This is a genomic window from Aromatoleum petrolei (assembly GCF_017894385.1).
Lineage (GTDB): Bacteria > Pseudomonadota > Gammaproteobacteria > Burkholderiales > Rhodocyclaceae > Aromatoleum > Aromatoleum petrolei.
In genome coordinates, this window is the sequence record NZ_CP059560.1 from 3,305,421 (window position 1) to 3,320,805 (window position 15,385).

The following is a 15,385-nucleotide window of genomic DNA, read 5'->3' on the forward strand; positions in this document are numbered from 1 at the left end:
GGGGATGCGGTGACGGGCGTGCATTGCAGCGACTCGACGTGTGGTTTCCCCGGGCGGCGCTTCCATTGTGAAGATGACCGGCATTGCGGGGACGCGACTGCCGGCGCAGGGAGAATCCCAATAATGAACATCCGCCTGTCCGCCATCGCCGTCGCGGTGGCTGCCGCGTTGCCGTTTACCTCGGGCGCACTCGCCGCCAACGAGAAGACCGGTGACCCCGTCGTTGTGACCGCGACGCGCATGCCGACCCCGATCAACGAACTGCTCAGCGATCTCACGGTCATCGAACGCGAGGACATCGAACTCGCCGGCCAGGCCACATTGGCCGAATTCCTGGCGGCGCAGGCGAGCGTTCAGTTCTCGCAGGCGGGCGGCCCGGGGACCACGACGGGCATCTATCTGCGCGGCGGTGCGGCGAGCCACACGCTGATTCTCGTCGATGGCATGCGTACGGGCTCGGCGACCCTTGGCGAGCCGACCCCGCAGAACATCCCGCTGTCCCAGATCGAGCGCATCGAGATCCTGCGCGGACCGGCTAGCGCGCTGTACGGCAGTGACGCGGTCGGCGGCGTGATCCAGGTCTTCACGCGACGTGGCGAGACGGGCGGGCCGCGCGTCGACGCCTTCGCCGGCGCAGGCAGCTACGGACGCCGTGAAGCCAATGTCGGCGTGTCGGGCGCCGACCAGCGCTGGTCCTATAGCCTCTCGGGCGGCTATTCGGAGTCCGAAGGCTACAGCGCGCGTCGCAAGGCCGTCGCGGACCCGGACAAGGACGGTCATCGCGAAACGAATTTCGCCGGTAGCCTCGCGTTCCGCCCCGCCGCAGGGCACGAAGTCGGAATGTCCGTGCTGCATAGCGATCAGCGCGCCTGGTACGACAACCAGTTTTCGCCGCTGCCTGCGAACGTCCGCAGCGACAGTGTCGTGTCGACGCTGAAACTGTACAGCCAGAACCGCATCACGGACATCTGGGACTCGTCGCTGAGTGTCGGCCGTTCGATCGATGACGGCCGCGACCGTTTCTCCGAGTTCTCGCCCGAGGCGCACTTCACGACCGAGCAGGACCAAGTGATCTGGCAGAACACTTTCCGCCTGCCCGTCGGGCGCGTCATGCTCGGCTACGAGTATCTCGAACAGCACGTCGATACCGGCCAGCCGATCGCAGTCGACAGCCGTTCGGTCGGCTCGGTGCTGGCGGGTTGGCAAGGCAGCTTCGGTCGCAGCCGCCTGCAGGCCAACCTGCGCCACGACGACAATTCGCGCTTCGAGGACAAGACCACCGGCTCGCTCGCCTACGGCTACCAGCTGAGCGACCAGTGGCGTGTCCATGCGTCCTATGGCACCTCGTTCGCCGCGCCGACGTTCAACGACCTCTACTGGCCGGAGGACGTCTTCGTCTGTACCACCGCGATCTGCGGTTTCGACATGACGTTCCTCACCCGCGGCAATCCCGACGTCAAGCCGGAGGAAGGGCGCAATCGCGAACTCGCGCTGCATTGGGAAGGAACGAACGCCGCGGCGTCGGTGACCTACTTCAACAACAAGGTGCGCAACCTCATCGACTGGCAGTCGACGTTCCCGGCTCCCGACGTATCGCTGTTGATGCCGTCCAATGTGGCATCGGCGAAACTCGAGGGTGTCAGCCTCAGCGGCCGTGCGGACATCGGGGCCTGGCACGCTTCGGCGAACATCGACTTCCTGAAGGCGCGCGACGAGGATACGGGGGATCATCTGCAGCGTCGCGCCGATCGTACGGCGAGCTTCCGTTTGAGCCGTTCGATGGGGCAACTGCTCGCCGGCGGCGAGCTCGTTGCAAGCGGCGCGCGCTACAGCAGCAACGGCGAGCGCGACCGCCTCGACGGCTACGGCATCGTGAATCTGTTCGCCCGCTATGCGATCGATCGTGCGTGGTCGCTCGAGGGACGCATCAACAACCTGTTCGACAAGAAGTACGAACTGATCAAGGATTACAACACGCCGGGCGCCAACGTCTTCGTGGGCGTGCGCTACGCGCCCAAGTGAGGGCGCGCGGCCGTCGTGAGCGGATGACAGGAGACCCATGCCGGGACGCACATCACCAGGCTTCGTGATCGCGGGGCTGACGCTCGCGGGCGTGTGCGCGCTGGCGTGGGCGCTGTCCGCCGGTGATCTGCCCATCGGTCTGGCCGACGTCTTCGGCGCGCTGTTCCGTGGCGCCGAAGGCATGGCCGCCGACGTCGTGCGCGAGCTGCGCCTGCCGCGTGCGGTGGCCGTGTTCGTGTGCGGCGGGCTGCTGGCGCTGGCCGGCGCGCTGATGCAGGTGCTGCTGCGCAATCCGCTGGCCGATCCCTACGTGCTGGGCGTCTCCGGTGGCGCCGCGGTCGGGGCGCTGGCGGCGATGCTGGTCGGTGCGTCGTCCTGGGTCGTCGACGGGGCGGCCTTCGGCGGCGCGCTGGCGGCGATGCTGGTGGTGTTCGGGCTCGCGCACGGCGATGGCTCGTGGACGCAGACACGGCTGCTGCTCACGGGCGTCATCGTCGCGGCCGGCTGCGGCGCGGCGGTGACCCTGATGCTGTCGCTGGCGACGGACACGCGCCTGCAGTCGATGCTGTTCTGGCTGATGGGCGACGCCAGCGGCGCGAGCCGGCCGTGGCCGGCACTGGCGGTGCTCGTCGCCGGGCTCGTCGCGGTGCTACCGGTCGCGCGCGACCTCAACGTGCTCGCACGCGGCGAGACAACGGCCTCGGCACTGGGCGTGCGTGTGCGGCGGCTGCGTTACCTGCTCTACGTGCTCGCGTCGCTGCTCACCGCGGCAGCCGTGACGCTGGTCGGTTCCGTGGGTTTCGTCGGCCTGATCGTGCCGCATCTGGTGCGCTTCGCCATCGGCAACGACCAGCGCCTGCTGCTGCCGGCGGCGCTGCTCGCAGGTGGCACGCTGCTCACGCTCGCCGACACGGCCGCTCGCACCGTCATCGCGCCCGTGCAGCTGCCCGTCGGCGTGCTCACCGCGCTGATCGGCGTGCCGGTGTTCCTCTTCCTGCTGTCGCGGAGTTCGCGATGACGCGCATCGGCGATTCGTCCGTCCTGCTCGAGGCCGAGCGCCTCGCGCTGCAGGTCGGCGAGCGCTGGCTGTGCTGCGAGTTCAGCCTGCGGCTTGCCGCGGGGGAGTGTCTGGTGCTGCTCGGGCCCAACGGGGCCGGCAAGACCACGCTGCTGCACACCCTTGCCGGCCTGCGCGCGCCGACGGTGGGCAGCGTGCGCCTCGGCGGACGCTCCTACGCGGACTGGGACAGCCTCGTGGCGGCGCGTTTGCGCGGCCTGCTCGCGCAGCAGCAGCCGGACCACTTTTCCGCCTCGGTGCTGCAGACGGCACTGATCGGCCGTCATCCGCATCTCGGCCGCTGGGGCTGGGAGACCGCCGCCGACATCGCCATCGCACAGGCGGCGCTGGCCGAAGTGGGTCTCGCCGAATTCGCCGGGCGGGACGTTCTCAGCCTGTCCGGCGGCGAGCGTCAGCGCGTGTCGATCGCAACGCTGCTGACGCAGGCGCCGCGGCTCTTCCTGCTCGACGAGCCGACCAACCACCTCGATCTGCATTACCAGATCGCCGTGCTGGAGCTGTTTGCGCGCCTCAAGCGCGAGGGGTGCGGTGTGGTCATGGTGCTGCACGACATCAATCTCGCGACGCGCTTCGCCGACCACGTGATCCTGCTTGACGGCAAGGGCGGCGTGCTTGCCGGTGCGCGCGAGGAGGTCCTGCAGGCGGACCACCTCAGTCGCGCCTTCGACCACCCGATCCGTCGCCTCGACGTGGGCGAGCGGATCCTCTTTATCCCGGATTGAGCATGAACGAACAGGACAACGAGAAGAACATCCGTCACGCCGAGCGCATGCAGCGCAAGAAAGCGGTGGTGGAGGAAAAGATCGCCGCCGCGCAGACCGAGCGCGGCGTGCTGCTGGTCAATACCGGCAACGGCAAGGGCAAATCGAGCGCCGCCTTCGGCGTCGTCGCACGTGCGCTCGGCCACGGCATGCAGGTCGGCGTCGTGCAGTTCATCAAGGGGCGTTCGGACACCGGCGAGGAGGCCTTCTTCCGCCGCCAGCCAAGTGTCGTGTGGCACGTGATGGGCGAGGGCTTCACCTGGGACACGCAGGACCGCACGCGCGACGTGGCGAGCGCCGAGGCCGCGTGGGAACAGGCGCGCGCACTGCTGCGCGACCCCGCGATCGGGCTGGTGGTGCTCGACGAGTTGAACATCGCACTGAAGTACCGCTATCTTGAAGTGGGCGCCGTCATTGCCGACCTGCTCGCACGGCCCGCGCACCAGCACGTGATCGTGACCGGCCGTGCGGCGCCGCCGGAGCTCGTCGAAGCGGCCGATACCGTGACCGACATGGGGCTCGTCAAGCACGCCTTCGCTGCCGGGGTGAAGGCGATGCCGGGCCTGGAGTTCTGAAGGACGGAGCTGTTAACTTCGCGAAGCCTTGTGCACAGGAAAGCGCTGCGCGCGGCGGAGTGTGATTCGTCCCGAGGCGTCCGCCACGCGCCAACGAGGCCCGAAACACACCCCGCCGCGCGCGGGTTCGAGGCAACGTCGGCGACCTGATGCCGGATCACCCGCTCAATTGTCCAATCGCCAGCGCAACGATCAAGAGGCGACCCGCATGTCCCTTCCCGACCTCCCGAATCCCCGCCCCGGCCCTGCCGCGGGCCACGTGTATCTCGTCGGCGCCGGCCCGGGTGACCCGGAACTGCTGACCCTGCGCGGCGCGCGCCTCATCGCGGGGGCGGACGCCGTCGTCTACGACAACCTCGTCAGCCCGGCGATCGTCGACCTCGCGCCCGCGACCGCCGAGCGCCATTACGTCGGCAAGAAGGCCGCCGACCACACGCTCCCTCAGGACGACATCAACCAGCTGCTGGTGCGCCTTGCGCAGGCCGGCAAGCGCGTCGTGCGCCTGAAGGGGGGCGACCCCTTCATCTTCGGCCGCGGCGGCGAGGAGATGGAAGTGCTGGTCGGGGCCGGGATCACCGTCGAGGTCGTGCCGGGCGTCACCGCCGCAGCGGGCGTCGCCGCCTACGCAGGCATCCCGCTCACGCACCGCGACCACGCCCGCTCGGTGGTGTTCACGACCGGCTTCCTCAAGGACGGCGCGCTCGATCTCGACTGGCCCATGCTCGCGCGGCGCGGGCAGACGCTGGTGATCTACATGGGCATCTCGCGCCTGCCCGACATCTGCCGTGAACTCGTCGCCCACGGCCTGCCTGCGGAAACCCCGGCCGGCGTCGTCGAGCGCGGCACGACGCCGGCGCAGCGCGTCGCCGTCGGCACGCTCGCAACGCTGCCACAAGTGGTCGCGGACGAGGGCATCCGCCCACCGGCGCTGACCATCGTCGGCGATGTCGTCGGCCTGTATCCGCGCCTCGCGTGGTTCGCGCCGGACAGCGTGCCGGCGGCGCATCCGCCGCACGCCGGCTGCACTGCGGTGCATCGCGGCGAGGCGGAGCGATGAGCGACACCGCACGCTGCCCCGCGCTCTTCGTCGCTGCGCCCGCGTCCGGCCAGGGCAAGACCACCGTCACTGCTGCCCTCGCACGCCTGCACGCGCGGCAGGGGCGGCGCGTGCGTGTGTTCAAGTGCGGCCCGGACTTCCTCGATCCGCAGATCCATGCGGTTGCGAGCGGTGCTCCGGTGTACAACCTCGACCTGGGCATGTGCGGCGAGGCCGATGCGGCTTGGCGCCTGCACGCGGCCGCGCGCGAGGCCGACCTGATCCTCGTCGAAGGGGTGATGGGTCTCTACGATGGCAATCCGTCCGGCGCGGACATCGCGCGGCGATTCGGCCTGCCGGTGATGGCGGTGATCGATGCGCGCGCGATGGCGCAGACCTTCGGCGCGGTGGCCTGCGGACTCGCGCATTACCAGCCGGGGCTGCCGTTTTCCGGCGTGCTGGCGAACCACGTCGGCAGCGCGCGCCATGCGGAGATGCTGCGCGACGCGCTGCCTGAGGGCATGCGCTGGTACGGCGCCCTGTCGCGCGACGCGCAGGCGGGGTTGCCCGAGCGCCACCTGGGCCTCCTGCAGGCGGCCGAGATCGCTGACCTCGAAACGCGGCTGGACCGCTTCGCCGATGGCATTGCGGCGACCGGCGCGGCCGATCTGCCGGAACCGGTCGAATTCCCCGCCGCGCTGCCGCCGCAACTGTCGCCGCTGCTGGCCGGGCGCACCGTCGCGGTCGCGCGCGACGCGGCCTACGGCTTCATCTACCCGGCGAACCTCGACACCTTGTGCGAGCTCGGCGCGCGGCTTGCGTTCTTCTCGCCGCTCGCCGGCGAGGCGCTGCCGGATTGCGATGCGGTGTGGCTGCCGGGCGGCTACCCCGAGCTGCATGGGGAGGCGCTGGCGGAGAACCCGCATTTCTTTGCCGGCCTGCACGCACACGCGGCGGCGGGCAGGCCGCTGCTCGCCGAGTGCGGCGGGATGATGAGTCTGTTCGAGACGGTCGTCGACAAGGCCGGGCAGATGCACGCCTTCGCCGGCCTGTTGCCCGGGCGTGCAGTGATGCAGCAGCGGCTCGCCGCGCTGGGGATGCAGGTTGCCGAGTTGCCCGAGGGGCGCCTGCGCGGCCACACCTTCCATTATTCGAAGAGTGACACCCCGCTCGCGCCCGTCGTGCGCGCCCAGACCCCGGACGGGCGCGAAGGCGAGGCGATCTACCGGCAGGGGCGGCTGACGGCGTCCTACGTACATTTCTATTTTCCGTCCGATCCTGTCGCGGTGGCGCGGCTTTTCGGGTGATGGATTCGGGGCGCGAATCCGCCCGCGTCCGGGGCTGCTCCACGCCTCGTTGGCGCGTGGCGGACGCCTCGGCATGAAGCACCCCCGGGCGCGGGCAGAGGCGGGGGCGTTCGGCGTGCATGGCGAGGGGTAAACTGGCCGACTATCGGGCTGCGGATGCGCCCACCGGAGGAAGCACATGACCGAGCGCTGCGCCTGGGCGGGCAATGACCCGCTCTACGTCCACTACCACGACACCGAATGGGGTGTGCCGACCGACGATGCGCGCACGCTGTTCGAATTCCTCGTCCTCGAAGGTGCGCAGGCGGGGCTGTCGTGGATCACCGTGTTGCGGAAGCGCGAGCGCTACCGTGCGGTGTTCGACGGTTTCGACCCCGAGCGCGTCGTGCGCTACGACGACGCGAAGAAGGCGGAACTGCTGGCCGACCCCGGCATCATCCGCAACCGCGCGAAGATCGACGCGGCGATCCTCAATGCGCGCGCCTGGCTCGACCTGCTGGACGCCGGCATCGACCCGGCCGCCTGGCTGTGGGGCTTCGTCGACGGCCGGCCGGTGCAGAATGCGTTCGCCGCGCTTGCCGAGATTCCCGCGACCACGCCGCAGTCCGACGCGATGAGCAAGGCGCTCAAGACGCGCGGCTTCAAATTCGTCGGCAGCACGATCTGCTACGCGCTGATGCAGGCCGCAGGGATGACCAACGATCACGTCGTCGCCTGCCCGCGCCACCGCGAAGTCGCTGATCTCGCGCGCCTGCGGAGCCGGGCGTGAGCGCACCGCTACGCCACGTGCCGCCGATGCACGCGCTCGCGGCCTTCGAGGCGGCCGCGCGCCTGGGCGGTTTCGCGCCGGCGGCCGAAGAGTTGTGCGTGACTCCAAGCGCCGTCAGCCACCGCATCCGCCAACTTGAAACCCAGCTCGGCACCGCCTTGTTCGAGCGCGGCCCGGGCGGGGTGCGGCCCACCACCGCCGGGCGGCTGTACCTCGACAGCGTGCGCGCGGCTTTCGACCGGCTCGCGCAGGCCGGTGCCGTGCTGCGGCCCGAGCGCGAGCGCCTGCGCGTGTCGCTGCCGCCGACCTTCGCGCGGCAGTTGCTGATGGCGCGCCTGCCCGAATACCTGCGCGCCCACCCCGAAGTGGAACTGGAGGCGCACCTGTCGATCCCGCTGCAGGATGTCACGGCGGAGGCGGCTGACGTCGAGGTGCGCTGGGGGCGCGGCGACTACCCGGAGCGGGTCGTGCGCAAGCTCTTCGACGACACCATGGTGCCGTTCGCCGCGCCGTCGTGGGTGGCCGCGCATGCGCCGGCCGGCATGGCCGATCTCGCCGGCCTGGAATTGCTGCGCTCGCCGCTGCTGCCATGGCGGCCGTGCTTCCTCGCGGCCGGTCTCGACTGGGCGGAGCCCGAGCGCGGTGCGGTGTTCAACGATCTCGGCATGCTGATGGAGATTGCCGCGGCCGGTCTGGGCGCGGCGGTGTGTACGCGGCGACTGTCGGCTGCGTGGGTGGAGACCGGCAGGCTGGTGCCGCTCTTCGGTGTGTCCGCGCCGGCGCCGTTCACCTACTACGCGGTGAGCACGCCGGCGCAGAGCAAGCGCGCGGTGGTGCAGGGATTCATCGACTGGCTCGCAGCCGCATTCGCCTAGGCAAAACCGACATGAATTTCCTCGCGCACGCCTGGCTCGCCGGCGAAGCCCCCGCGGACCGCCTCGGTGGGCTGATGGGCGACTTCGTGAAAGGGCCGTTGCCGGCCGGCCTGCCGCCGGACCTCGCCGCAGGCGTGCGCCTGCATCGCCAGATCGACCTCTTCGCCGAAACCCATCCCGCCTTCCTGCGCAGCCGTGCACGGGTGTCGCCGGAGCGGCGTCGCGTCGCCGGGGTGATGGTCGACATGTTCTACGACCACTTCCTCGCGCGGCATTGGGAGCGCTACCACGACGAGCCGCTCGAGCGCTTCAGCGCGGCGATGTATGCGCTGATGGACGCCAACGGCGCGCTGCTGCCGCCGCGGCTCGCGGTAATCCTGCCGCGCATGCGCGAATCGGACTGGCTGGGGAGTTACCGCTCGGCGGACGTCGTCGCGATGGCGCTCGACCGCATGGCGCACAGGCTGCGCCGAGCGAATCCGCTGACCGGCAGCGGCGCGGAACTCTTCGCCGACTACGCGGGCTTCGAGGCGGATTTCTTCGAATTCATCGCCGCGGCGGAAGCGTTCGCCGCGGAGCGCCGGGCCCTGCGCGGACCCGGCGAGCGGGCGTTTTGAAGTGTTGCGTCAGCGCAACGGAATGACCAGCGGCGGGATGTCGACGCCGATGGTGATTGCAGGATCGCGCGGGTAGATGCGCGGCGCGTACACCGGGGCATACACCGGCGCGGGGGCGTAGTAGCCGATCGGGCGCTCGTAGTAGCGGTATTCGCGCACCACCGGGCGGCGCTCGACGATCCGTTCGCGGATCACGACCCGTTCGCGGTCGCGGAATTTCTTGTAGTGGCCGTGGCGGTGGCCGTCGCCGCGCCACTCGCGGTAACCGTCGTCGCGCCAGTGGTCGCGGTCGGCATGGGCGGGCGTGGCAGCGATCAGGGCACCCCCGGCGATCATCGCAGCAAGCAGTTTGAGGGCTTTCGATTTCATGATTCTTCTCCTGACGAACCGGACACCGTCACGCAGCGCGTACCGTTGTCCCCATGCGCATTAAACGCGAGATCGACCGGAGAAGTTGTCGCCGAGTTGTAAGCGGATATGCATGAAACGGGCTAGCCCGGGAGCATTGAAACGGCCCCCGGGCGTGCCTGCCGGCCTCAGCCGACGATGATCACATGCACGCGGCGCGGGCCGTGTGCGCCGAGCTGGATGGTCTGCTCGACGTCGGCCGTGCGCGAGGGGCCGGAGATGATGTTGGTCGCGCGCGGCATGCCTTCGGGGCGGGCGCGCAGGATCTCCCAGGCCTCCTCGAAGTGGCCGACGATCGCGTTCGCGTCGAGCACGACGACGTGGTCGTCGGGCACGAAGTTGTGCGTGATCGGGCTTGCCGGACCGGAGGCCATCATCAGGCTGCCCGGCTCGGCGATGCCGCACAGGGCCTGCGACACGGCCATCGTCTCGTCGATGCCGGCCGGGTTGTGATGGATCTCGAGACCCGGAAACGCCAGATCGTTCAGTGCGGCGCCGACCGCGGCGCGTGCGGGCAGGTCCTTGGCGGCGCGATAGGCTTCGACCGCAGCCGGCACGTCGGCCCGGCTCGCGACGCGCGTGGTCGTGCCGGCGCGGCTTTCGAACTTGCGGATGAAGCGCGCGACGAGTTCCTCGTCCTGCGCCGGGCGGGTGTGCTGCGGGCGGCGCGCGTCGAGTTCGGCGCGCCGTGCGTCGTCGAGCGGCCCGCGCCGCAGCGCGGAGCGGACGGAGTCGAGGATCGCCTCGCGGGCGTTCATTGCAGCAGTCATTTCTGGCCTCGCTTGCCTTGCCACAGTTCCAGGAAGGTGCGTCCCGCCGGGGCCGGCAGGTCGCGCACATCGGTCCAGCCGCTCGCGAGCGGCAGGCGGCGGATGCTGCCGTTCTTCGCGATCGCCGACAGGAAGCGTGCCCCGACCTGTTCGAGCGCGTGGTAGAGCTTCGGCCGTGTCGCGACATAGCGCCACACTTTCAGCGCGCGCTTCTGCATCACCGGCGTGATGTCCTGCTGGTGCTGCATGTGGCGCAGCTCGCGCAACAGGTCCGGCAGCGGGATCTTCACCGGGCATACCGAGGCGCAGCGCCCGTTGAGCGTGCAGGCGTTGGGCAGATCGTAGGCGTTGTCCAGGCCCTTGATCAGCGGCGTGAGCACCGAGCCCATCGGCCCCGGATACACCCAGCCATAGGCGTGGCCGCCGACCGCGCCATACACCGGGCAGTGGTTCATGCAGGCGCCGCAGCGGATGCAGCGCAGCATCTCCTTGAAGCGCCCGGCGAGCATCTTCGAGCGGCCGTTGTCGACCAGCACCACGTGGTACTCCTCGGGGCCGTCGAGGTCGTCGGCGCGGCGCGGGCCGGTCGAGATCGTCGTGTAGGTCTCGGTCTCCTGGCCGGTCGCGCTGCGCGCCAGCAGACGCAGGAACAGCGTCGCGTCGTCGAGCGTCGGCACGACGCGCTCGATGCCGGAGGTGACGATGTGCACCTTCGCGAGCGTCTGCGTCAGGTCGCCGTTGCCCTCGTTCGTGACGATGATCGACGAGCCGGTTTCGGCGACGAGGAAGTTGCCGCCAGTGATGCCGACGTCGGCCTTGAAGTACTTGTCGCGCAGCACCTGGCGCGCCTCATTGACGAGGTCCGGCACCTCGGTCTTGCGCGGCCCGCCGTGGGCGGCCTCGAAGAGGTCGGAGACTTGGTCCTTGGTCTTGTGCACGGCCGGCGCGATGATGTGCGAGGGCGGTTCGTGCGCGAGCTGGATGATGTATTCGCCCAGGTCGGTCTCGACCACTTCCATGCCATTCTCGATCAGCGCCTCGTTGAGGCCGATCTCCTCGGACACCATCGACTTGCCCTTGGTGACGGTCTTGGCGTCCACGCGCTTGCAGATGTCGAGGATGATCTCGCGCGCCTCCTCGGCGTCCCGTGCCCAGTGGACTTGGCCGCCGGCGGCCGTCACGGCCGCCTCGTAGCGCTCGAGGTAATGGTCGAGGTTGTCGAGGATGTGATTCTTGGTGTTTTTCGCTTCCTCGCGCAGGCGCTCGAATTCCGGCAGTTCGGCGACCTGCAGCGCGCGCTTGCCGACGAAGCCGTAGCGCGCGCGGCCGAGCGCCGTCTGCAGGTTCGCGTCGTGGATCGCGAAGACCGAGCGCCGCTTGAATTCCTTCGAACGGATCTCCATCACTCGCTCTCCTTCGCGGCGCCTGCGAGACCGGGGCCGTCGGCGAGGCCGGCGAGCACTTCGGCGGTGTGGAAGACCTTCACCGGCGCGTTGACGCGCTTCAGTCGTCCGGCGATGTTCATCAGGCAGCCCAAGTCGCCGCCGACCAGCGTGTCGGCGCCCGAGGCGAGTACGTTCCTGACCTTGTCCTCGACCATCTTCTCGGAGATCTCCGGGTACTTCACGCAGAAGGTGCCACCGAAGCCGCAGCACACTTCGCTGTCCTCCATCTCCTTGAGCTTGAGGCCGTCGACCTCGCCGAGCAGTGCGCGCGGTTGCCCCTTGATTCCCAGGCCGCGCAGGCCTGAACAGGAGTCGTGGTAGGTGACCGTGCCTTCGTAGCGCGAATCGGACGGCGCCGCATGCAGCACGTCGGCGAGGAAGGACAGCAGCTCCCAGGCCTTCTCCGACAGCGCCTGCGCGCGCGGCAGCCACACCGGGTCGTCCTGGAACAGCACCGGGTAGTCGTGGCGGATGGTCGCCATGCATGAGCCGGACGGCCCGACGATGTAGTCGTAATTCTCGAAGGCTTCGATCACCTGGCGGGCGAGTGCGCGCGCCGCGTCGTAGTCGCCGCTGTTGTAGCCGGGCTGGCCACAGCAGGTCTGGTTTGCAGGCACCTCGACGATGCAGCCGGCGTCTTCGAGGAGCTTCACCGCCGAGAAGCCGACGTTCGGCCGGAACACGTTCATCAGGCAGGTGGCGAACAGTCCGACGCGCGGCCCGCGGGTGGGCGATTCGGTCATGAGGGAGGTCTCCGGTTCATGTTCGGAAATTTTCTGGAACGAGGTGGCGCGATGTTAACAAGCTCCGCGCCTGCGTGCAGCGAGGGATTTTCAGGCCTGTGATGAGCCCGATTCATGTCCTGGTCAGCATAGCAGCTGCCGTGCCCGAATCGCGCGCGCTCAGGGTTTCCCCGCATCCGCGCACCGACTTTGCGTGGCACACTGCGCGCCTTCGATCCGGGGAAGGAATCCATGCTCGCTGGTTTGCTCGCGGCGCTCGGTGCGGGGATGTTGTGGGGACTCGTTTTCGTCGTCCCGCTGATGCTCGGGGACTACCCCGGCATCGTGCTCGCGTTCGGCCGCTACATCGCCTTCGGCGTCCTCGCCGTCGCGCTCGCCTGGATGGACCGCGCGGCACTGGCACGGCTCTCGCGCGCCGACTGGATCGAGGCCGGAAAGCTCGCGCTGGTCGGCAATCTCGTCTATTACACCACCCTCGCGAGCGCGATCCAGCTAGCGGGCGCCCCGGTGCCGACGCTGATGATCGGCACGCTGCCGGTCGTGATCGCGATCTGCGCGAACCTCACCGAGCGCCGCGCCGGCAACGCTGCGGACGTCGTCGCGTGGCGGCGCCTCGCCTTGCCGCTGGTGGTGATCCTCGCCGGCCTCGTGGTCGTGCAGTTCGACTCCACCGCGCATGCAACCGGTGCGGGTGGGCAGGGCGCCCGCGGCGGCTTGCGCTACGTGGCCGGCCTGGTGCTGGCCGCCGTCGCGCTCGCGTCGTGGACCTGGTATCCGATTCGCAACGCACGCTGGCTGCGTGCCCGCGGTACGGGCCTCGCACGCCCCTGGGCGACCGCGCAAGGCCTCGTGACGCTGCCGCTCGCGCTTGCTGCGGCGATCGCGTTCGCGCTGTGGGAAGGCGTGACGGCGCCGGCGGAGGCATTCGAGTGGCCGTTCGGGCCGCGTCCGTTGGCCTTCGTCGGGCTGATGCTGGTTGTGGGTCTTGCCGCTTCGTGGCTCGGCACCCTGTTATGGAACCGCGCAAGCCACTTGCTGCCGCCGGCGTTCGCCGGTCAGCTGATCGTGTTCGAAACGCTGGCGGCGCTGCTCTATGCTTTCCTGTGGTACGACCGCTGGCCGGGCCCCGGCGAGACGGCCGGCATCGTGCTGCTGGTCGCGGGCGTCCTGCTCGGGGTGCGCGTGTTCCGACCGGCCGCAACCGGATCCTGAGGTGAAAAGCGTGCTCGCGCTGATGGCCGCCGATCTCGTCGTGCTGGTGCACGCGCTCTTCATCGCCTTCGTGGTGTTCGGCGGCCTATTGACACTGCGCTGGCCGCGCGCGAAGTGGGCGCATCTGCCAGTGGCCGCCTACGGCGCGGCCATCGAACTGATCGGCTGGACCTGTCCGCTGACCCCGCTCGAAAAGACGCTGCGCCTGGCGGCGGGCGGCGTGGATTACCGCGGCGGCTTCATCGAGCATTACCTGATCCCGTTGATCTATCCCGCGGGCCTCACGCCCCGGGTCCAGCTCCTGCTCGGTATGCTGGTGCTGGCGGTCAACGCGCTTGTGTACGGCATCGTCGCCCTGCGTCGGAGGCGCAGGGCGGGCGAGTGACCGGCGCCCTCGTGAGGCGCCGTGCGCTTCAGTGGGGTTGGGGGTGACGCACGCCCAGCAGCAGGCTGACCGCGACCCGTGCAATGCGGGTGACCAGGCGTTTTGTACCGTGCCAGCCGTCGGCCAGGATCTGGCCCAGGGCTTCGTTGCGCAGACGCTGCGCTTCGCGGATTCGGCCTTGGTAGAAGAGATAGTCCTTGTCCATCGTGCGGCTCCTTGACGTTGCAGCCCTTCGTGAGGGCATGGACGCGACTGTACGGGGCTTGTTGCATTGCAACAAACGATCGTTCATCATGTGATGCCTTAGAAAAACTCATCCATGTGATCGTCCGCGTATGGCCGTCCGTCTCCCGCCGCTCAACGCCCTGCGCGCCTTCGAGGTCGCCGCGCGTCACCTGAGCTTCAAGCGCGCCGCCGAGGAGCTGTCCGTCACCCCGACCGCCGTCAGCCACCAGATCCGCGGCCTCGAGGAGGATCTGGGCGTGCCCCTGTTCCGGCGCCTGACGCGCGCGCTGGAGCTCACGCCGGAAGGCGAGGCGATGCTGCCCCGGTTGCGCGAAGCGATGGGCGCGATCGCCGAGTCGGTCGAGGCCGTCCGCGCGATGCGGCCGCTCAGCCGCCTGTCGGTCGTCGCCCCGCCGTCCTTCGCCTCGCGCTGGCTGGTCCCGCGCCTGCAACGTTTTGCCGAACTGCACCCGCAGGTCGAGCTGCATCTGGCGAGCGCCACCAAGGCCATCGACGGCCGCGACGCTGCCGGGCTGGGCATCGAGCCGCTCACGGCGCGCGCCGAGGGCGGCCAGTTGTGGATCCGATTCGGCACGGGCACGTATCCCGGCTATCGCTGCGAGCTGTTGCTCGAACCCGAATACACCGCGGTGTGCAGCCCGGCGCTGCTGCGCGCGAAGATCCCCCTGCGCCAGCCGTCGGACCTGCGGCGTCACTGCCTGATCCACGACGACACCGTGCCCGACACGCGCGAGCGGCCGACCTGGGCGGAGTGGTTGCAGGCGGCCGGGGTAACAGCGGTGCGTGCCGATGCCGGCCTGCATTTCAGCGACTCGGGCCTCGCCATCGCCGCGGCGCTCGACGGGCTGGGCGTCGCCCTGGTGTCCAAGCCGCTGGTTGCGGCGGAAGTCGCGGCCGGCCGCCTCGTCGTGCCCTTCGGCATCAGCCTGCGGCGCCGGTTCGCCTATTACATCGTGACGCCGCAGGCCGTGGCCCCACGGGCCCACGTCGCCGCGTTCCGCGACTGGTTGCTCGACGAGGCCCGCCGCGACGCCATCCGCCTGGCCGATGCGCAGGCCGCGCTCGCCCATTGAGTCGAACTGAACCGAACGGCGCTTTCGGGCGTCCGAGTACAATGCACGCGACAATGATCCCCG

General features: G+C 69.5%; 17 protein-coding genes. 12 read left to right on the forward strand and 5 right to left on the reverse strand.

Annotated features, from left to right (window positions below):
- Positions 1–123: 123 nt before the first annotated feature.
- The 9 genes from ToN1_RS15075 (at position 124) to ToN1_RS15115 (ending at position 9,040) form a co-directional block, all read left to right on the forward strand.
- Entirely contained in the window at positions 124–2,022 is a 1,899-nt protein-coding gene (locus tag ToN1_RS15075; RefSeq protein ID WP_169205813.1) for a TonB-dependent receptor domain-containing protein, read from the forward strand.
- A 37-nt stretch (positions 2,023–2,059) separates the two neighbouring features.
- Positions 2,060–3,040: a FecCD family ABC transporter permease gene (locus ToN1_RS15080; protein ID WP_169205814.1), complete on the forward strand. Its 981-nt coding sequence runs from the start codon at positions 2,060–2,062 to the stop codon at positions 3,038–3,040.
- Positions 3,037–3,822 (forward strand): ABC transporter ATP-binding protein, encoded by a 786-nt coding sequence (locus ToN1_RS15085; RefSeq protein WP_169205815.1) that lies wholly within the window; start codon positions 3,037–3,039, stop codon positions 3,820–3,822. The genes ToN1_RS15080 and ToN1_RS15085 overlap by 4 nt, the downstream gene beginning before the upstream one ends.
- A 2-nt stretch (positions 3,823–3,824) precedes the next feature.
- Positions 3,825–4,436 (forward strand): cob(I)yrinic acid a,c-diamide adenosyltransferase, encoded by a 612-nt coding sequence (gene cobO, locus ToN1_RS15090; RefSeq protein ID WP_169205816.1) that lies wholly within the window; start codon positions 3,825–3,827, stop codon positions 4,434–4,436.
- 208 nt (positions 4,437–4,644) lie between these two features.
- A complete protein-coding gene (gene cobA / locus ToN1_RS15095) occupies positions 4,645–5,493 on the forward strand; it encodes a uroporphyrinogen-III C-methyltransferase (RefSeq protein WP_169205817.1) in 849 nt (282 codons plus the stop codon).
- On the forward strand, positions 5,490–6,779 hold the full coding sequence (locus tag ToN1_RS15100) for a cobyrinic acid a,c-diamide synthase CobB (RefSeq protein ID WP_169205818.1): 1,290 nt from the start codon (positions 5,490–5,492) through the stop codon (positions 6,777–6,779). Before cobA ends, ToN1_RS15100 begins: the two co-directional genes overlap by 4 nt.
- 178 nt (positions 6,780–6,957) lie before the next feature.
- Entirely contained in the window at positions 6,958–7,548 is a 591-nt protein-coding gene (locus tag ToN1_RS15105; protein WP_169205819.1) for a DNA-3-methyladenine glycosylase I, read from the forward strand.
- Positions 7,545–8,423 carry a LysR substrate-binding domain-containing protein gene (locus ToN1_RS15110; RefSeq protein WP_244860793.1) on the forward strand — a complete coding sequence of 293 codons (879 nt, stop codon included), beginning with the start codon at positions 7,545–7,547 and terminating at the stop codon, positions 8,421–8,423. Before ToN1_RS15105 ends, ToN1_RS15110 begins: the two co-directional genes overlap by 4 nt.
- 11 nt (positions 8,424–8,434) lie before the next feature.
- Positions 8,435–9,040: an acyl carrier protein phosphodiesterase gene (locus tag ToN1_RS15115; protein ID WP_169205820.1), complete on the forward strand. Its 606-nt coding sequence runs from the start codon at positions 8,435–8,437 to the stop codon at positions 9,038–9,040.
- Between the two features lie 9 nt (positions 9,041–9,049).
- Here the strand turns inward: ToN1_RS15115 and ToN1_RS15120 are convergent, their stop codons facing one another.
- From ToN1_RS15120 to ToN1_RS15135, 4 genes are all read right to left on the reverse strand, one after another.
- Complete coding sequence (locus tag ToN1_RS15120; RefSeq protein WP_169205821.1) at positions 9,050–9,409, reverse strand: hypothetical protein; 360 nt, start codon at positions 9,407–9,409, stop codon at positions 9,050–9,052.
- Positions 9,410–9,576: 167 nt separating this feature from the next.
- Entirely contained in the window at positions 9,577–10,218 is a 642-nt protein-coding gene (locus tag ToN1_RS15125; RefSeq protein WP_169205822.1) for a LutC/YkgG family protein, read from the reverse strand.
- Entirely contained in the window at positions 10,215–11,621 is a 1,407-nt protein-coding gene (locus ToN1_RS15130; RefSeq protein ID WP_169205823.1) for a LutB/LldF family L-lactate oxidation iron-sulfur protein, read from the reverse strand. Before ToN1_RS15130 ends, ToN1_RS15125 begins: the two co-directional genes overlap by 4 nt.
- Positions 11,621–12,406, reverse strand: coding sequence for a (Fe-S)-binding protein (locus tag ToN1_RS15135; protein WP_169205824.1), 786 nt, complete (start codon positions 12,404–12,406; stop codon positions 11,621–11,623). Before ToN1_RS15135 ends, ToN1_RS15130 begins: the two co-directional genes overlap by 1 nt.
- Positions 12,407–12,637: 231 nt before the next feature.
- Here ToN1_RS15135 and ToN1_RS15140 point away from each other — a divergent pair, with 231 nt between their 5' ends.
- Entirely contained in the window at positions 12,638–13,618 is a 981-nt protein-coding gene (locus ToN1_RS15140) for a DMT family transporter (protein WP_169205825.1), read from the forward strand.
- 1 nt (position 13,619) lies between these two features.
- Positions 13,620–14,003 (forward strand): DUF2784 domain-containing protein, encoded by a 384-nt coding sequence (locus tag ToN1_RS15145; RefSeq protein ID WP_244860794.1) that lies wholly within the window; start codon positions 13,620–13,622, stop codon positions 14,001–14,003.
- A gap of 28 nt (positions 14,004–14,031) precedes the next feature.
- Here the strand turns inward: ToN1_RS15145 and ToN1_RS15150 are convergent, their stop codons facing one another.
- Positions 14,032–14,208, reverse strand: coding sequence for a hypothetical protein (locus ToN1_RS15150; protein WP_169205826.1), 177 nt, complete (start codon positions 14,206–14,208; stop codon positions 14,032–14,034).
- Positions 14,209–14,338: 130 nt separating this feature from the next.
- Between ToN1_RS15150 and gcvA the strand changes: the two genes are divergently transcribed.
- Positions 14,339–15,322 carry a transcriptional regulator GcvA gene (gcvA, locus tag ToN1_RS15155; protein ID WP_169205827.1) on the forward strand — a complete coding sequence of 328 codons (984 nt, stop codon included), beginning with the start codon at positions 14,339–14,341 and terminating at the stop codon, positions 15,320–15,322.
- Positions 15,323–15,385: the final 63 nt, after the last annotated feature.